Annotated in this window: 13 protein-coding genes; 6 read left to right on the top strand and 7 right to left on the bottom strand. The window is 73.3% G+C overall.

Annotated features, from left to right (window positions below; genetic code table 11):
- The first annotated feature begins 29 nt into the window (after nucleotides 1–29).
- The 3 genes from ACZ3I4_RS34190 to cydC all read left to right on the top strand — a co-directional run bounded on the left by ACZ3I4_RS34190 (nucleotide 30) and on the right by cydC (nucleotide 6,441).
- Nucleotides 30–1,391: a cytochrome ubiquinol oxidase subunit I gene (locus tag ACZ3I4_RS34190; protein WP_465386210.1), complete on the top strand. Its 1,362-nt coding sequence runs from the start codon at nucleotides 30–32 to the stop codon at nucleotides 1,389–1,391.
- A gap of 11 nt (nucleotides 1,392–1,402) precedes the next feature.
- Nucleotides 1,403–2,383: a cytochrome d ubiquinol oxidase subunit II gene (gene cydB, locus ACZ3I4_RS34185; RefSeq protein WP_465386209.1), complete on the top strand. Its 981-nt coding sequence runs from the start codon at nucleotides 1,403–1,405 to the stop codon at nucleotides 2,381–2,383.
- Between the two features lie 104 nt (nucleotides 2,384–2,487).
- A complete protein-coding gene (cydC, locus tag ACZ3I4_RS34180; protein ID WP_465386208.1) occupies nucleotides 2,488–6,441 on the top strand; it encodes a thiol reductant ABC exporter subunit CydC in 3,954 nt (1,317 codons plus the stop codon).
- Here the strand turns inward: cydC and ACZ3I4_RS34175 are convergent.
- Entirely contained in the window at nucleotides 6,392–8,341 is a 1,950-nt protein-coding gene (locus tag ACZ3I4_RS34175; protein ID WP_465386207.1) for a S9 family peptidase, read from the bottom strand. The genes cydC and ACZ3I4_RS34175 overlap by 50 nt on opposite strands.
- A 126-nt stretch (nucleotides 8,342–8,467) precedes the next feature.
- Between ACZ3I4_RS34175 and ACZ3I4_RS34170 the strand changes: the two genes are divergently transcribed.
- From ACZ3I4_RS34170 to ACZ3I4_RS34160, 3 genes are read left to right on the top strand one after another with little or no spacing between them, the layout of a single operon-like run.
- Complete coding sequence (locus ACZ3I4_RS34170; RefSeq protein WP_465386206.1) at nucleotides 8,468–8,797, top strand: PadR family transcriptional regulator; 330 nt, start codon at nucleotides 8,468–8,470, stop codon at nucleotides 8,795–8,797.
- Nucleotides 8,797–10,080, top strand: coding sequence for a hypothetical protein (locus ACZ3I4_RS34165; protein WP_465386205.1), 1,284 nt, complete (start codon nucleotides 8,797–8,799; stop codon nucleotides 10,078–10,080). Before ACZ3I4_RS34170 ends, ACZ3I4_RS34165 begins: the two co-directional genes overlap by 1 nt.
- Nucleotides 10,081–10,134: 54 nt before the next feature.
- Complete coding sequence (locus ACZ3I4_RS34160) at nucleotides 10,135–11,340, top strand: glycosyltransferase 87 family protein (RefSeq protein ID WP_465386204.1); 1,206 nt, start codon at nucleotides 10,135–10,137, stop codon at nucleotides 11,338–11,340.
- On the opposite strand, the gene surE is transcribed toward ACZ3I4_RS34160, so the two are convergent.
- The 6 genes from surE to ACZ3I4_RS34130 all read right to left on the bottom strand — a co-directional run bounded on the left by surE (nucleotide 11,259) and on the right by ACZ3I4_RS34130 (nucleotide 15,932).
- Nucleotides 11,259–12,059: a 5'/3'-nucleotidase SurE gene (surE, locus tag ACZ3I4_RS34155; protein ID WP_465386203.1), complete on the bottom strand. Its 801-nt coding sequence runs from the start codon at nucleotides 12,057–12,059 to the stop codon at nucleotides 11,259–11,261. The genes ACZ3I4_RS34160 and surE overlap by 82 nt on opposite strands.
- Entirely contained in the window at nucleotides 12,056–12,973 is a 918-nt protein-coding gene (locus ACZ3I4_RS34150; protein ID WP_465386202.1) for a 1-phosphofructokinase family hexose kinase, read from the bottom strand. Before ACZ3I4_RS34150 ends, surE begins: the two co-directional genes overlap by 4 nt.
- Before the next feature lie 61 nt (nucleotides 12,974–13,034).
- Nucleotides 13,035–13,331 (bottom strand): hypothetical protein, encoded by a 297-nt coding sequence (locus ACZ3I4_RS34145; RefSeq protein ID WP_465386201.1) that lies wholly within the window; start codon nucleotides 13,329–13,331, stop codon nucleotides 13,035–13,037.
- Between the two features lie 42 nt (nucleotides 13,332–13,373).
- Complete coding sequence (locus ACZ3I4_RS34140; protein WP_465386200.1) at nucleotides 13,374–14,354, bottom strand: DNA topoisomerase IB; 981 nt, start codon at nucleotides 14,352–14,354, stop codon at nucleotides 13,374–13,376.
- Nucleotides 14,335–15,255 (bottom strand): glycosyltransferase family 9 protein, encoded by a 921-nt coding sequence (locus ACZ3I4_RS34135; RefSeq protein WP_465386199.1) that lies wholly within the window; start codon nucleotides 15,253–15,255, stop codon nucleotides 14,335–14,337. Before ACZ3I4_RS34135 ends, ACZ3I4_RS34140 begins: the two co-directional genes overlap by 20 nt.
- A complete protein-coding gene (locus ACZ3I4_RS34130) occupies nucleotides 15,252–15,932 on the bottom strand; it encodes an SDR family oxidoreductase (protein WP_465386198.1) in 681 nt (226 codons plus the stop codon). Before ACZ3I4_RS34130 ends, ACZ3I4_RS34135 begins: the two co-directional genes overlap by 4 nt.
- Nucleotides 15,933–15,940: the final 8 nt, after the last annotated feature.

Below are 15,940 nucleotides of genomic sequence, written 5' to 3'. Positions count from 1 at the left end.
TACTACGGAACGTCGTAGAGGGGGCCGACATGGACGTGCTCGATCTGACCCGGCTGCAGTTCGCGGTGGTGACGATCTACCACTACTTCTTCGTGCCGCTGTCGATCAGCCTGGCCGCGACCGCCGCCGGCCTGCAGATCGCCTGGCTGCGTACGAAGAAGGAGCAGTACCGGCACCTGACGAAGTTCGTCGGCAAGCTGCTGATCATCACGTTCGCGGTCGGCGTGGTCACCGGCCTCGTGCAGGAGTTCCAGTTCGGGCTGGGCTGGAGCGCGTTCGCGAACTTCTACGGCGACGTCTTCGGGCCCACGCTGGCGATCGAGGGGATGCTCGCGTTCTTCCTCGAGGCGACGTTCCTCGCGCTCTGGTATTTCGGGTGGGACCGCCTGCCCCGGCTCGTGCACACCGCCTGCATCGTCATCGTCGCCGCCGGCACGCTGCTGAGCGCGTTCATCATCCTGGCCGCCAACAGCTTCATGCAGAATCCGGTCGCGTACGCCCTCGACCCCGTCACCGGGCGGGCCCGGCTCACCTCGTTCACCGAGCTGATGCTTAACAAGGTCAACCTGGCCGCTTTCCCGCACACCATGGCCGGGGCGCTGATGGTCGGCGGGGCGCTGCTGCTCGCGCTGGGCGTCTGGCGTCTCGCGGCCGACCCGGCGTACGGGATCCTGGCCCGTCTCGGCGCCTGGCTCACGCTGGCCGGCGGCGGGTTCACCGCGCTCACCGGCGACCACCTCGGCAAGGTCATCACCGAGGTCCAGCCGATGAAGATGGCCGCGGCCGAGGCGCTCTACGAGACCACGTCGGGGGCGCCGTTCGCCGTCTTCGCGACCGGCAAGCCGCTGCCCGAGTTCGCGCTGGAGATCCCGTGGCTGCTGTCGATCCTGGCCAAGGGCGATCCGAACGCCACCGTCCAGGGCATCGACGACCTGCAGGCCCAGTACGCGGCCGAGTTCGGCCCCGGCTCGTACGTGCCGATGATCCCGGTCGCCTTCTGGACGTTCCGCCTGATGATCGGCGCGGGCATGCTGGCCATGGTGGTCGCGGGCTTCTACCTGTGGCGTACGCGCCGGGATCGTCAGGCGCCCCGATGGCTGACCCGGTGGCTGCCGCTGATCCCGCTGCTGCCCGCCGCGGCCAACACCTTCGGCTGGATCTTCACCGAGACCGCGCGGCAGCCGTGGATCGCGTTCGGCATCTCCACGGTCGCCGACGGCATCTCGCCCGGGCTGACCCGCTCCGAGGTGCTGCTGTCCCTGGCCGGGTTCACGGTCGTCTACGGGGTGCTCGCCGTGGTCTGGCTGCGGCTCGTACGCCATCTCGCCCGCCAGCCGCTCACACCGGCGCCCGCGCCGTCGGACCAGCCGGAACTCGCGCCCGTCTACTGAGGAGCCTCTCCGTGATCACCTTCTGGTTCTCCGTCCTCGTGCTGGCCTGGGTGCTGTTCTTCGTGCTCGAGGGGTTCGACTTCGGCGTGGGCATCCTCGGTCCGGTGCTGGGCCGCGACGATCACGAGCGGGGTGCCGCCGTACGCACCATCGGCCCGTTCTGGGACGGCAACGAGGTCTGGCTCGTGGCCGCGATCGGCGTGACGTTCGCGGCGTTCCCGGCCTGGTACGCCGCGTGGCTGTCCGGGCTCTACCTGCCCATGGTCGTGCTGCTGCTCCTGCTGGCGGTGCGCGGCGTGGCGCTGGAGTTCCGCGGCAAGGGCGACGGCGAGCGCTACCGCCGCCGGGCCGACATCGCGCTGGCCACGGCGTCGCTGGGCATCGTGCTGCTCTGGGGCGCGCTGCTGGCCGTCTTCGCCCGCGGCCTCGCCCTCGACGCGGCCGGCCAGGTGACCGGCACCGGTCCCGCCCGCAGCCTCGGCCCCTTGCTCACGCCGGAAGCCCTGCTCGGCGCGCTGGCCGCCCTGTTCGCCGCGCTGCTGCTCGGGGCGACGTTCCTTTCCCTTCGTACGAGCGGGCCGCTGCGCCGCCGGGCCCGGGTGCTCGCCCGGTGGCTGGGCACGGGCGGGGCCGCCGCCCTGGTCGTGGCCGGCATCGCCACCAGCTCGCCGTTGGTGCTGGCCGCGGCCGTGCTCAGCTTCGCCGCGGGCCTGCTGGCCCGGACCGGTCGCGAGGCCCTGGCCTTCGCCACCACGGCGGTCGCGGTGGCCGGGGCCGTGGTCGCCGTCTTCACCGCCCGCGGCTCGGTCGTCCTGCACAGCACCGTCAACCCGGCCTGGTCCCTGACCCGCGACTCGGCCGCCGCCACGCCCCAAGCCCTGGAGCTCATCACCTGGGCCGGCGTGCTGATCCTTCCCGGGGTGCTGGCCTATCAGGCCTACTCCTACTGGGTCTTCCGCCGCCGGGTCGCCAGCGAACGGGTGCCCTCATGACCCGTCCCGCCCCCGCTTCCCCAGTTGCTCCGACGGCCTCTCTCCAGGCTGCTGCGGAGATCCAGCGGCCGCGCCCGCCACGCGGGCCGCTGGACCCCCGGCTGGTGCGTCATGCCCGCACCAGCCGGACGGGCATCGCCGGCCTGGCCCTCCTCGGAGCGGGCCAGGCCGGCGCCACCCTGACCGTCGCGGTGGCGCTGACGTTGCTGGTCACCCGGGGCCCCGGATGGCCCGCGGCCCTGCTCGGCGGCGCCTACCTCGCACGGGCCGCGCTGTCGTGGGCCGAACAGGTCGTGGCCCGCCGCACCGCCGCCCGCGTGACCGACGAACTGCGCCGCGCCATGCTCGACGCCCTCCCCCGCCGCGGCCCGGCCTGGGTGGCGTCGTTCGGCGCCGGCCGCCTGACCGCGGTGCTCACCACCGGCCTGGACTCCCTGAAGCCGTGGTTCAGCGGCTACCTGCCCGCCTTGGTCCTGGGCGTGGCCCTGCCCCCGCTGGTCATCGCCGCGATGGCCGTGGTCGACCCCACCTCGGCCGGCATAGCGCTGGTCACGCTGCCGCTGATCCCCGTGCTGGGCGCCCTGATCGGCTGGGCCACCCAGACCCAGGCCCGCCGCCGCTGGCAGGCCGACGCCCGGCTGGCCGGCCACTTCCTCGACGTGGTCCGCGGCCTGCCGACCCTGCGCACCTTCGGCCGGGCCGACCGCCAGACCGCCGTCGTGGAACATTTGACCGACCAGCACCGCACGGCCACCATGCGCGTCCTGCGGGTCGCTTTCCTCTCGTCGACGGCCCTCGACCTGGTCGGCACCCTCTCGGTAGGCTTGATCGCCGTAGAGGCCGGCCTGCGCGTGGCCTCCGGCAACCTGTCCCTGGGCCCGGCCCTGCTGGTGATCCTGCTGGCCCCCGAGGCGTACCGCCCCCTACGCGAAATGGCCACCCGCTACCACGCCTCGACGGACGCCACAGCCGTCATCAACGACGTCGACGAGGTCCTGGCCCCGCGGCACCCGGCGGTGTCGTCGGCAGGCTCCGACAGCCCAGCCCTGAACCTCAACAGGACACCCGGCACCGTCCCGGCCACCACCGATGTCCGGCCGTCCGACGCCCATTCCGCCGCCACCGATGTCTGGCCGCCCAACGCCCATGCCGCTGCCACCGATGTCCGGCCGCCCAACGCCCATGCCGCCGCCACCGCGGCCGACCGCACGCAACCCGCATCCCCTACCGCCACCAACCTCACGCAAGCTGCCACCGCGTCCCCGGCGGACGCCACCTCGCACAGCCCGACGCGAGCCACCACCGCATCCGCTGCCTCAGCCGATCCCGCCCGAGTCGTCACCACGTCCCCAGCCGTCTTCACATCACCCAGGCCCGCGGAAGCCGTCACCGCATCCTCTGCCACCGCCCCATACGCGGGCACGAGGCACGACGATGCAGCATCCATCGGGGAGGCGTCCGCGGCGGTTGCCGGCGGAAGTCATGTCGCTGCTTCATCGGGCGACGCCGTTGGGGCGGCCGTGCTTGAGGAGCGAAGCGCTGGAGTCGCCGTGATCGGGCTGCGGGCCCGTTATCCCGGGGCCACTCGCGACGCCGTCGTGCTGGATGAGCTGGTCGTGCGTCCGGGCGAGATCATCGCGCTGAGCGGACCGTCCGGCGCGGGCAAGACCACCGCGCTGCGCGTCCTGGCCGGTCTGCACGAGGCCACGGCGGGCGTGACCCGGGCCGTGAACCCGCTCTATCTCCCGCAGCGACCGACACTGCCCCACGCCCGGGTGGTCGCCGACCTTTTCGCATCCACCGCCGAGGCCCGCGCGGCCCTCCACCTCGTAGGCCTCGCCGACGACCTGACCCCCCGGACCCCGCTGGGCGAACGCGGCGCCGGCGTGTCGGCGGGCCAACGCCAGCGCCTGGCCCTCGCCGCGCTGCTTTCCCGAGCCGGCGCCGCACCCCAGCCGTCCGCTGAACGGACACCCGTCACCCTGCTGCTCGACGAACCGACCGCCCATCTCGACAGCACTACTGAGTCTCTGGTCATCGACCGCCTGCGGGATGCGGCGAGGGCCGGCGCCGCGATCCTGGTGGTCGCCCACCGCCCGGCGCTGCTCGCCGCCGCCGACCGTGTGGTTCCGCTGTCCGAAGACCCGGCCGTTCCGCTCCCCGAAAACTGTGCCGTCTCGCTGCCCGAAAATCCTGCCGCCCCGCATACCGCGGACTCAAACGGCGACGCACCAACGGGCAGCAGCGACGCCATTCATCCCACGGCCGGAGGCGGCCCGGACCGCATAGCTCCAGGCGCCGCCACTCCAACGGACGTCGCCACTCACGCCACGGCCGGAAGCGGCTTGCTCGGGGACGATCCGTCGTGGGGCGACACGCCCGGGGTCGTGACAGACGGCGCCAGTTCGGGCACGCTGCGCGGCCCGGCCGGGCGCAGCGGAGTGCCGGCGGCGGAGACGGGTTCGCGGGAGCGGTTGCGGGCGAGTTGGTGGCGGCGGTCCGGGGTGGCGGTCGCGCTGGGGAGTGGGTCGTCGCTGGCTGGGCTTGTGCTGACCGGGGCGGCGGCCTGGCTTCTGGTTCGGGCGTCCAGCCTGCCGCCTGTGCTGAGCCTGTCGACGGCCGTCGTGCTCGTGCGCGGCAGCGCTGTGGCCCGGCCGCTGCTGCGGTATCTCGAACGGCTCGTGGCCCACGATGTGGCGTTCGCGCGGCTCGGAGCCTGGCGGGCGCGTGTCTTCGCGGGGCTGGTGCCGCGGGTTCCGGGGCCGCGGTTGCGGCGGCGCGGCGAGCTGCTCACGCAGGTGGTCGGTGACGTCGACGCCCGGGTCGACGGGCTGTTGCGGGGACGGCTGCCAGCCCTGGTCGCGGTCGTGACGGCTGCGGTCGCCGGGGGCGCGATCGCCTGGACCGCCCCGGCGGCGGTGCTGCCGCTGGCCGTGGGGCTGATCATCGCTGGGGTGCTGGCGCCGGCCCTGGCGGCACGCCAAGCGCGGCGGGACGAGGCGGCCACCGGGGACGCGCGCGCCCGGCTGGGGGATGCCATGGTCGAGACCGTGGACGGGATCGAGGATCTGGCCGGCCACGGCGTACCGCATCGGCGCAGCCGTGAACTGGCCCGCCTGGAGTCCAAGGCCGCGCACGCCGCCGGCCGGGCCACCGCGCTCGCGCACCTGGGCTGGGGTGTCGCCGTCACCGGGGTGGCCTTTACGGCGGGGCCCGGCGCCGAATGGGCCGCGGTCCTTCTGCTGGCGACGGTCGTGCTCGGGGAGACCGTGCTCACGCTGCCCGACGCCGCCATCGCCCGGCAACAGGCGGCCGGCGCCGAGAAGCGGCTCGCCGCCCTGACCGCCGAACCGCCCAGCGTGACGTTCCGGGCCGGCAACGCCGGAAAAGGCGGCATCACGCTGACCGGCGTCACCGCGGGCTGGGATCCGGCGCGCGAGCCGGCTCTCCGCGGCCTCGATCTCGAGCTCCCGGCGGGAGAGAAAGTCGCGGTGGTCGGGCGGTCCGGGTCGGGCAAGTCCACGCTGGCGGCCGTCGTCGCCCGGCTGCTCGACCCGCGCGCGGGCACGATGTCGCACGAAGATCGGCCCGAGCGGGACATCCGCGGACGGGTCGTGCTGGTCGGCGACGACACCGATCACATCTTCGCGAGCACGGTCCGCGAGAACCTGCGCCTGGCCCGGCCGGAGGCGAGCGACGACGAGTTGCGGGCCGCGCTGACCCGCGTACGGCTGGGAACTTGGCTGGAATCTCTGCCGCACGGGCTGGACACCTGGCTGGGCAGCGGCGGCACGACGATGTCGGGTGGGCAGGGCCGGCGGTTCGCCACCGCGCGCGCCCTGCTGGCCGGGCCCGAGGTGCTGATTCTCGACGAACCGACCGAAGGGCTCGACGAGGAGGTCGCCGCGGCGTTGATGGCCGACCTGCTCGACGCCTCGGACGGGCGGACCGTGCTGCTGCTGACCCACCGCGCCGAGGGGCTCGACCGGGTCGACCGGGTGTTCGAGCTCAGTGCGGGGCGGCTAAAGCAGCGCGCAGGAATTGCAGTTCGGGCGTGAGCAGGTCGGCGTCGGGGGGCATGTGGCTGGCGCCGGGCAGCGGCAGCACGGTGTGTGACTTGCCGGCGGCGAGCAGGGCCGCCGACAGCCGCATGGTGTGGACCGGATAGACGTTGTCGTCGCGCAGGCCGTGGATCAGCATGAGCGGCCGCGACAGGGTGGCGGCGTCGGCGATCAACGAGCCTTCCTCGTACGGGCCCGGGTCGATCCGGGGGTCGCCGAGGAACCGCTCCTGCCAGTGCGTGTCGTAGAGCCGCAGGTCGGTGACGGGGGCCCCGGCGACGGCGGCGTGGAAGACGTCGGGGCGGCGCAGCACGGCCAGGGCGGCGAGATATCCGCCGGCCGACCAGCCCCGGATGCCGACCCGGTCGACATCGAGCTCGGGGTAGAGCGCGGCCACCGTCTCCAGCGCCACGATCTGGTCCTCGAGCAGCTTGGTCGCCGAACGCCCGCGCGCCTCATGGTCCCAGCGCGGCCCGCGTCCGGGGGTGCCGCGACCGTCCGCGACGATCACCGCGAATCCCTGGTCGGCGAACCACTGCGAGACGTAGTACGAGCGGCGGTCGGCGACGGCGCGTTGCCCGGCCGGGCCGCCGTACGGGTCCATCAGCACCGGCAGCCGCTCGCCGCGCTGCCACATCGCCGGGAACAGCACCGCCGTGCGCAGTTCGTGGCGGCCGGCCCGCAGCAGCGACACCTTGGGGACGACCGGCGAGCTGGTGGCGAACTCCCGGACCGTGCCGCCGGGCCAGGTGACGCTCACGCCGTCGAGCGTGGCCGAGTTGATCACCGTGGCGCCGCCCGCGCGGAAGGCCTCGTGGCGTCCCGGCTCGGTGGTGTGCCGGCGCAGCCCGTCGGCGGCCGACCACGACCAGACGTGCATTTCGACCGGTTCGTCGGAGGCGGTGAAGACCACAGTTCCCCCGTCGACCGCGCACAATTCGCTCACCTGCAGCCCGTCGGGAGTCACCGGCCGGCCGTCGACGGTCAGGCGCCGCGTGTCCCCGTCGTCGACCGTCCAGATCAGAGAGCCTTCCCCCGTACGCCGGGGGAAGCCGGGCGCGATGTGCGTCCAGTTCGGGCCGGTGGTTTCGGCGAGCATTTCCGTACGCCCGGTGGCCGGGTCGACGGCAAGCACCCGCAGCACGGTCTGCGGCCGGTTCTGCACGACCGCCATCAGCCCGTGCCCGTCCCAGACGACGTCGACGAGATATTCGTAGTCGTCCCACCCGAGGTCGGCCCGGACCGGCTCCCCCTCGCCCATGATCCACAGCTGGACGTCGGCGTTGGCCGTGCCCGCGACCGGGTAGCGGTGCGCGGTCGGCGGCTGGGCCGGCTCGCTGGGGTCGCTGAGATACCAGACCTCGACCGGCTCGTTGTCGACGCGGGCCACGGCCAGGCTCCGGCCGTCGGGGGCCCACCAGAACCCGCGATGCCGGCCCATCGACTCGGCGGCCACGTGCTCGGCGAGCCCGTACGTCACGTCTTCCGTCTCCGGCGTCGCGACGGCCCGGTCCCCCGTGCCGTCGGCCCCGATCACCCGCAGCTCGCCGGCGTGCACGTAGGCGACGCGCGTTCCGTCCGGGCTGAGCGTCGCGCCGGTCAGCGGCGTACGGGCGGGAAGCTCTCGGTCCTCGCCGACGACAAAGAGCTTCTCGCCGGCCGTGTAGGCGATGCGGCGTACGGCAGAATCGGCACTGTAATCCGAAATGCCCGCCGACCGGTCCCGCGCCCGTTCGCGTCGCGCCCGTTCCGTCGCCGACATGGCACTCGTCGCGCCGGGCGGTTCGGCCAGCAGAGTCTCCTCCCCCGACCCGAGATCCAGAGACCAGAGCCGCCGTACGGGATCCTCCCCGCCCGCACTGCGCAGGAAGAGAAGGCGCTTCCCGTCCGCCGACACGGTGAAGCGTTGCGGGCGCCCTAGGCGGAACCCCTGCGTCCGGGCCAGAAGCCGCGGAAACGACACAAGCATGAAACAGTCTTACTCCTGTCGATCAAGCTTTTCGCCCCTATGTAGAGTGCATACATGGGTGAGCCACGGATCACGGCGTCGGTGCTACGGGTGCTGGCCGGCCTGCTCGCCGACCCGCAGGCGCAGCGTTACGGCCTCGAGCTGATGCAGGAATCCGGTCTGCCCAGCGGCACGCTCTATCCGATCCTGGCCCGGCTGGAACGGGCCGGCTGGGTGGAATCGCGCTGGGAAAAGATCGACCCGGTCGCCGAGGGCCGCCCGAGCCGGCGTTACTACCTGCTCACCGCCGACGGCCTGGTCGCCGCGCGGCGCGAGGTCGCGCTGATGCAGCAGCAGATGTCCCGCGCGGTCACCCCCACCGCCCGCCGCGCGCGGGAGGCGTGATGGGCCGGGGCGGTTCGCCGCTGGATCGGCTGGCGCGGGCGCTGGTCATCGCGGCGGCCCGGCGGTGGCCCGGCGACCTGGCCGGCGTGATGCGCGACGAGTGGCTGGCCGAGCTCGCCTTCGCCGGAAGTCACCGCCGGAAACTGGCCTTCGCCGTCTCGCTGGCCGTTTCGCCCACGGTCGACGGCCCGTCGTGGCCGGAGCGGGCGCACAGGCTGGGCCGGGCGGCAACGGTCGCGGCCGGCGTGACGCTGGGCGCCGCGGTGGTGGCCAATGTCGCCCGCGCGACCGAACTGTTCGCGCCCATGTTGCTGACCGTGGCCGCGATCCTGCTCGGCTGGGCCGGGCGCCGGGTTCGAGCGTCAGCCGCCCTCGTCGGCCTGGCCGTCTTCGCGTTCCTGCTCGCGGGCAACCCCGTGCCGATCATGCCGTTCATGGGCGCGGCCGACATCGCCCCGGCCGTAACGGTCTGGGCCGCGGGCACCGTCGCCGTGACATGGTGGGCGCGGCGGCTCGTGGCGGCGGGCCGCGGAGGGCGAGCCACCTGCGCCGCCGTCGGCGGCGGTCTGCTGACGCTCGAATTGGCCACCATCGCCGGCTCCGCCCACGCCGCGTCGGTGCTGGGCGTGCCCGCCTGGAGCGCTCCGGCCTGGCTGCCCCTGGCGCTGCTGCCCGGCGACCTCGTCGCGTTCGGCCCTCGCTTCGCCGACGGCACCGCGGCCTTCGGCAGCCTCCAGTCCTCGGGCGCGGCCTTCCACGCCTCCGACATCCTGCTGGCCAACGCCGCCGTCATGACCGGCCCACTCCTGCTGTGCACCGCCTTCGTCGTGGCCTCGGCCTTCCGGGCTCCGGCCCCCACTCACGACTCGGAACTGAACGCGGTCTCCAGCGCAGCCCATGCGGAGGCCCGCAACCGGGGACCGAACGGCGCAATCCACGCCGCCGGCCACGGTCGGGAGCTTGGCATGGCATCAAGCTCATTGGGCGGCGCGGCGCGTGAACTGAGGCCGGATAGGGCACCCGGCAAGCTCGGCATGTCCGCAGTCCCGGGCGAGGCCCGGCGCATTGCCGTGGGGGTCGTGGCGGCGGTCGGAGGACTGATGGTGGCGCCTATGCTGCCGGCCGCGCCCGTGGATGCCGACGCTGCCCTGCCGCGGATGTTGAGCAACTCGACGGCATTCGGGTTCGGGTTCGTCGAGCATCCGGTGGGGCTCGGACTGATGGCGCTGATTCTGGCTGTGCTGGCGGTGCGGGCTGCCGACGCCCGGTCGGCCGCCGGGTAACGAAGTCGGCACGGTATCTTCTCCGCAGCCCAGGCCCTATGTAGGGTTTCGAGCATGGGAAAGCGATGGATGTGGGTGCTCGCCGCGGTGGCCGGGGCGATCTCGGCCGGAGTGGCACTCGGACGGCCGGCCGAGACCCGCCTCACCGATATGGCCGTCTATCTGGGCGCGGTCGGCGGGCTGGCCGACGGGGGCAGCCTCTACGACTTCGCCCGGGGCGCCGCGCCCTTCACCTATCCACCGTTCGCCGCCCTGGTCTTCACGCCGCTGACGTGGGTGCCGGTTCCGGTCGTTCAGGTGGCGTGGACGCTGGCCACCCTGGCCACGGTCGCCGCCGTGGCGGCCCTGGTGACGCGCGGCCCGGCCACGGCGGCAAAGGCGCCCGTCGCAGCACCGGCGACGCACGGGTCGGCCACGGCGGCGAACGCGCTGTCAAAGTTCGCCGCGGCCCCGGTGGCGGTGGCGGCTCTGGTGCTCGTGCTGTCCGCCCCGGTCTCGTCGAATCTCAAGTACGGGCAGGTCAGCCTGTTTCTCGCCGCGCTCGTCCTGGCCGATCTGCTGCTCCTGCGGCGTACGGGATGGAACGGGGCCTTGATCGGGATCGCGGCCGCCGTCAAGCTCACGCCTCTGATCTTCGTTCCGCTGCTGTGGTTCTCGGGCCGCCGGCGCGCGGCGGTGGTGGCGTCGGGAACGTTCGCCGGGTGCGGGGCGATCGGCGCGCTGGCGCTGCCGGGCGACTCGTGGCGGTTCTGGCTGGGTGAGATGTTCGACGTCAGCCGGCTCGGCTACATCACCGGCCTGGGCAACCAGTCGCTCAACGGGGCCCTGATGCGGCTAGAGGTGCCCGACCATGCCCGCTCGGTGCTCGTGGTGGCCATCGGCGGGACGATCGCCGCGGCGGCTCTGCTCCGGGGCGTACGGCTGGCCGCCGAAGGCCATTGGCTGGGCGCGACCGTTGTCGTGGGGGCGGCCAGTGTCGTGCTCTCGCCGGTCTCGTGGACGCATCATCAGGTCTGGCTCGTGCTCGCCGCCCTGCTTCCCGTGGCCGGTCCAGCCTGGGTGCGGGTCGCCTGGCCGGTCACGGTTCTCGTCGTCATGCTGGCGCCGGTGACCGCGATCGGCCCGCTGAGCGAATCGCGGCTGCTGCTGGCCGTCGCCGCGGCCGCGATGGTGCCGCTCTACGACGGGACGCGACGCTGGGACGGGATGCGCACCCCGCTCACCTCGGTCGGCGGCCGCAAGGCGGTCACCGTCGCATAGCCCTCGGCCAGCAGGGCCAGGTCGGTGCCGGGCACCAGCTGCTCGTCGACGCGTTCGATGGTCGTCCGGACGAAGCCCTCGCCGGCCTCGGCGATCGCGATGCCGGCCTGGCCGAACGTGGCCAGCGCGGCCTCCCGCAGCTCACCGGGCCGGGGCCGGTCGGGCACGTTGACGTTGAGAACCGTGCCCGCGGGCGCCGACTCCAACGTCTCCAGAAGCCCGGCCGCCGTCGAGGCCGCGGCGTCCCAGTGCAGCTTGTCGTCGGACGGGACGACGATCGCGTTGCCGCCCGAGGACGGTGACACCGACGCGTCGGCGTTGAGCACGTCCAGCGACACCGCCATCGCCCGCATGCCGTAGTTGGCCGCGGTCAGCGCCGCCCCGACGGTGGCCGAGTGCAGCACGGCCCGGCCCGCGTTGGCGCCCCGGTTGATCCCGGACAGCACGAGATCCGGCGGCGGCCCGAAGACGCCCAGGGACGCGAGCACCACGATGTACGCCGGTGAGGCCGCCACCCCGAAGGCCGTCAGGTCGGAGATGTCGGCGTGGGTGACGACGATCTGGCCGTCCGACACCACCGCGGACAGGGCCGCGCTCATCCCGCTCGCCTCGTCCTGCGGTGCCGCCACCACGACGTCGTACCCGGACGGCACGGCCAGCGCCAGAGCCCGCAGCCCGGGCGCGTCGATCCCGTCGTCGTTGGTCACGAGGACCCTCATCGCGGCTCGATCCGCACGCGGCTCATCAACTCCCGCACCGCCTCGCCCCTTCCGGTTCCCAGCCCGTGCCGGGTCACGTTCAATGCACCAGCCGCCGACCCGGTACGCAAGGCCTCGTCCATCGAACCACCCCGGGCGAGCACCGAAGCCACTCCCGCGGTCATCGAATCCCCGGCCCCACGATGCTCGTTGACGCGCAGCGGCGGCGGGTGCACCTCGCACTCGTTGCCGTCGTAGAGGGCCAGCGCGGCGTCACCGGCCCGGCTGATCAGCACCCCTTCGAGGCCGCGCTCGAGCAGTTTGCGCCCGGCGGCCAAAAGCGAGTCGACACTGTCGTCGGCGGCGAGCCCGTCGTCGATCAGCTCCTCGTGGCTGACCTTGACAAAGGCCACCCCGCCTTCCAGTACGGCGGTCAGATAGTTCCCCGACAGGTCGGCCACCACCCGTACGCCGTTGGCCGTCAGATCCGCCGCCAGCCGCTCGTACAGGGCCGGGTCGACCACCGACGGCCCGTGCGGCCCGCTCAGGACGGCGACCGACGAGCGCAGCCCCTCGGTGAGCGCGACGTTGTGCAGTTCGTCGAGGTCATGGCGTTCCAGCGGCTCCCCCGGGTGCTCGGCCACCGTGTCGCGTTCCCCGTCGCGGCGGTCGTGCACGTACCACCCGGTCGTCGCGCGCCGGGGTACCGCACGCACGTCGAATTCCTCGGTTCCGAGAAGCGCCTCGACCAGCGAGCCCGGTTCACCGCCGAGGGCGACGCACAGGGTGACCGGCACACCGAGAGCGGAGATCATGCGCGCCTGCCACACACCCTGCCCACCGGGGTGGACGTGCAGGTCCGGCGCATTGTTCTGCTGCTCGATCGTCACGGTCAGGATCGGCGCGGGGGCAAAAACCATCACCCGGTCGGTCATGGCCCCTTCGTTACCCGCCCGACGCGAATTCAAGCAACCGCGGCCGGCCCGATCGTGTGCGTCAGCCGACCCGGGTGAGGCGCAGGTAACGCCGTCCGGCCGCGTGCCGGGCACTGCGGGGTTCGACGCGCAGGCGGACCGTGGCGCCCGGGCCGAGATGGACGGGCAGGGCCTCGCTGCCGGTCCAGTCGAGCTTGGCCCGCACGGTGTGGGTGCCCGGGGGGAGCGCCAGCGACAGCTCGCGGCCGCACCGGACCGAACCCTTCACGGCGCCGTCGACGACGATCTCGTACGCCCGGGCCCGGTCGAACCAGTGCCCGGAGGGGCGTTCGACGGTGAGCGTAGCGATGACAGTCATACCAACGATCCTGCCACCCTGGCCCGCACCTCGCAGCGCGAGCTACTCGGCCACTTCGTTGATCAGTTTGCGGACGGCCTTCTCGCTGCCGGACTTCACGACCTCGCCCTCCTCGTACGCCTCGAGCACGCGCGGGTCGACGTAGGACGCGCGGGCCACGGCAGGCGTGTTGCCCAGCAGCTCGGCGACCTCCTTCATGGCGTGCGACACGGCCTTCTTGCGCTTGGACTCGGTCGGCTGGGGGCCCTGCGAGGCCAGCGACCGGGCCGCCTCGACGGTGCCGTGCCACGTACGGAAGTCCTTGGCCGTCATCCGCTCGCCGCTGACCTCGCGCAGGTAGTCGTTGATGTCGTCGGCGTGGATGTCCCGCCAGCGGCGGCCGGCCCGGTCGTAGAACGCGAACAGCCGGTCCTCTCCGCGGCGCCGGATCTTCAGGTCGCGCAGCACCTGGCAGACCTCGCCGTCGCCGACCGTGCCCGAGTGCGAGACGCCCGACTTGCCGGTGAACTCGAGCAGCACGCACCCGCCCTTGGTCCGCACGTGTTCGGGCCGCAGCGTGGACAGCCCGAACGACGGGTCGTCCTCGCGGACGGCGTACTGGTCGCTGCCGATCCGGAACATGCCCATGTCGAGCAGCCGGACGATCGCCGCCAGCACCCGCTGCCGGGTCAGCCCGCGGCCCTCGGTCAGGTCGGCGCAGAGCCGGTCGCGGATCTTGGGGAGCCGGGCCGCCACCTCGAGGGCGTGGTCGAACTTCTCCTCGTCGCGCGCGGTCCGCCACTCGTCGTGATAGCGGTACTGCTTGCGGCCGGCCGCGTCGACCCCGGTGGCCTGGATGTGCCCGCGCGGGTCGGGTGAGATCCACACGTCGGTCCAGGCCGGCGGGATGACCAGCGCCTTGATCCGTTCGAGCGCCGCGTCGTCGGTGAGCCGCGAGCCGTCGTTGTCGCGATAGGTGAAGCCCTGGCCCGAACGCTGCCGGGCGTAGCCGGGCCGGGTCAGGTCAGAGCGTCGCAGCCGCACCGGTCACCTCGCGGGCGGCGTCGAGCACCTCGCCGGGCTCGATGGCCAGCAGCGCCGGATGCACCCCGGGGTCGGGGCTGTCGCCGGGCTCGCTGCGGGTGCCGTGCCAGATCGCGCGGTGCTGCGGCCGGTCGGGCGGGCCCCAGCGCCGCGGTGACATCGGTCCGAACAGGACCACCGAGGGCGTACGGTACGCCGACGCGAGATGGGCGATGCCGGTGTCCCCGCTGATCACGACCCGGGCCCGGGCGACCAGCGCGGCGAGCTCCCCCAGGTCGGTGCGGGGCACGGCCGCCTCGCCCAGACCGGCGCGCTCGGCGACGCGTACGGCCAGGTCTCTCTCGGCGGAGGAACCGGTGATCAGCACGCGGTGGCCGTCGGCGCGCAACCGCTGCGCCACGGCCGCGTAGCGCTCGACCGGCCAGCGGCGCGACGGCGACTTGGCCCCGGGATGGATGATCGACATCCCGGACGGGCCACCGGACGGCGGCCGGAGTGAAAGATCCGAAGAGTCAGCGGCCACGCCGTAGTGGGACAGCAGCCGGCACCAGCGATGCACCTCGTGCTCCTCCTCATCCCAGGCAGGACCGTCGAGATGCCCCGCCGGTGGGCAGGCAAACGCCCACAACCGATCGGGTGAGGCGGCTTGGAGCAGCCGGTGCGATTCCGGCCCGCAGCCGTGGAGGTTGACCGCGATCGCGGCATGCGGCAGCTCGGCCGGATCGAGGCCGGACGCCGGCACGACGCGGTCGACGCCGCTGATCAGCGAGGTCAGCGGCGTCAGCCAGGCCGGCGCGGCCAGCGCGAGCGTGCGTCCGGGAAAGGCTCCGCGGAGCCCGCGCAGGGCGGGCACCGCGGTCAGCAGGTCGCCCACCCCGAGCGCGCGGAGGGCGAGGATCACGGGTACGAGCTCTCCGTCTCGGCCGCGATGACGAGCTCCCGGATGGCACAACCGCGCGGCTGTCCGAGGGCGAACATGATCGCTCCGGCCACGTTGGCCGGGTCGTTGAGGATGGCGTCCGGTCCCGGCTTGTACTGGTCGTCACGCTCGTCGAAGAACTTGGTGCGCATGCCGCCGGGGATCACCAGCGTGACGTTGACCTGCCCGGCCAGCTCGGCCGACAGGGCCCGGGTGAAGCCGACGACGCCGAACTTGGCCGCGCAGTACGCCGTGGCGTCGCTGACCGCCTTGACGCCCAGCGTGGAGGCGACGGTGACGATGCCGCCGTGCGACTGCTTGAGCGCCGGGATCGCGGCCCGGATGACGGCCGCGGTGGCCAGCAGGTCGATGGTGACGATGCGGTCCCAGGTCTCGCCGGGGATGTCGGCCAGCGCGCCGGGCACGTCCATGCCGGCCGCCGTGACGACGCCGTCGATGCTGCCGCCGGCCTCCTCGATCGCGCGGCGGGTGGCGGCCTCGGCGGCGCGGGTGTCGGCCAGGTCGCATTCGATCCAGGCGACGCCCTCGGCCGGGGCCTGGCGGTCGATCACGTACGGGCGGCCGCCGGCCTTGATCACGGCGTCGACGACGGCGGCGCCGAGCCCGCTCGAGCCGCCGGTGACGATCACTGCGTCCATGTGCTGGT

The organism is Actinoplanes sp. NPDC021490, from assembly GCF_055562135.1.
This window is presented reverse-complemented; position numbering and strand designations above follow the sequence as displayed.

Excerpts from the sequence above, each read along its gene's own strand:
- ACZ3I4_RS34165 (WP_465386205.1), top strand. The coding sequence starts at position 8,797 with ATGGGCCGGGGCGGTTCGCCGCTGGATCGGCTGGCGCGGGCGCTGGTC.
- ACZ3I4_RS34190 (WP_465386210.1), top strand. The coding sequence starts at position 30 with ATGGACGTGCTCGATCTGACCCGGCTGCAGTTCGCGGTGGTGACGATC.
- surE (WP_465386203.1), bottom strand. The coding sequence starts at position 12,059 with ATGAGGGTCCTCGTGACCAACGACGACGGGATCGACGCGCCCGGGCTG.
- ACZ3I4_RS34150 (WP_465386202.1), bottom strand. The coding sequence starts at position 12,973 with ATGACCGACCGGGTGATGGTTTTTGCCCCCGCGCCGATCCTGACCGTG.
- ACZ3I4_RS34160 (WP_465386204.1), top strand. The coding sequence starts at position 10,135 with ATGGGAAAGCGATGGATGTGGGTGCTCGCCGCGGTGGCCGGGGCGATC.
- ACZ3I4_RS34170 (WP_465386206.1), top strand. The coding sequence starts at position 8,468 with ATGGGTGAGCCACGGATCACGGCGTCGGTGCTACGGGTGCTGGCCGGC.
- ACZ3I4_RS34145 (WP_465386201.1), bottom strand. The coding sequence starts at position 13,331 with ATGACTGTCATCGCTACGCTCACCGTCGAACGCCCCTCCGGGCACTGG.
- ACZ3I4_RS34130 (WP_465386198.1), bottom strand. The coding sequence starts at position 15,932 with ATGGACGCAGTGATCGTCACCGGCGGCTCGAGCGGGCTCGGCGCCGCC.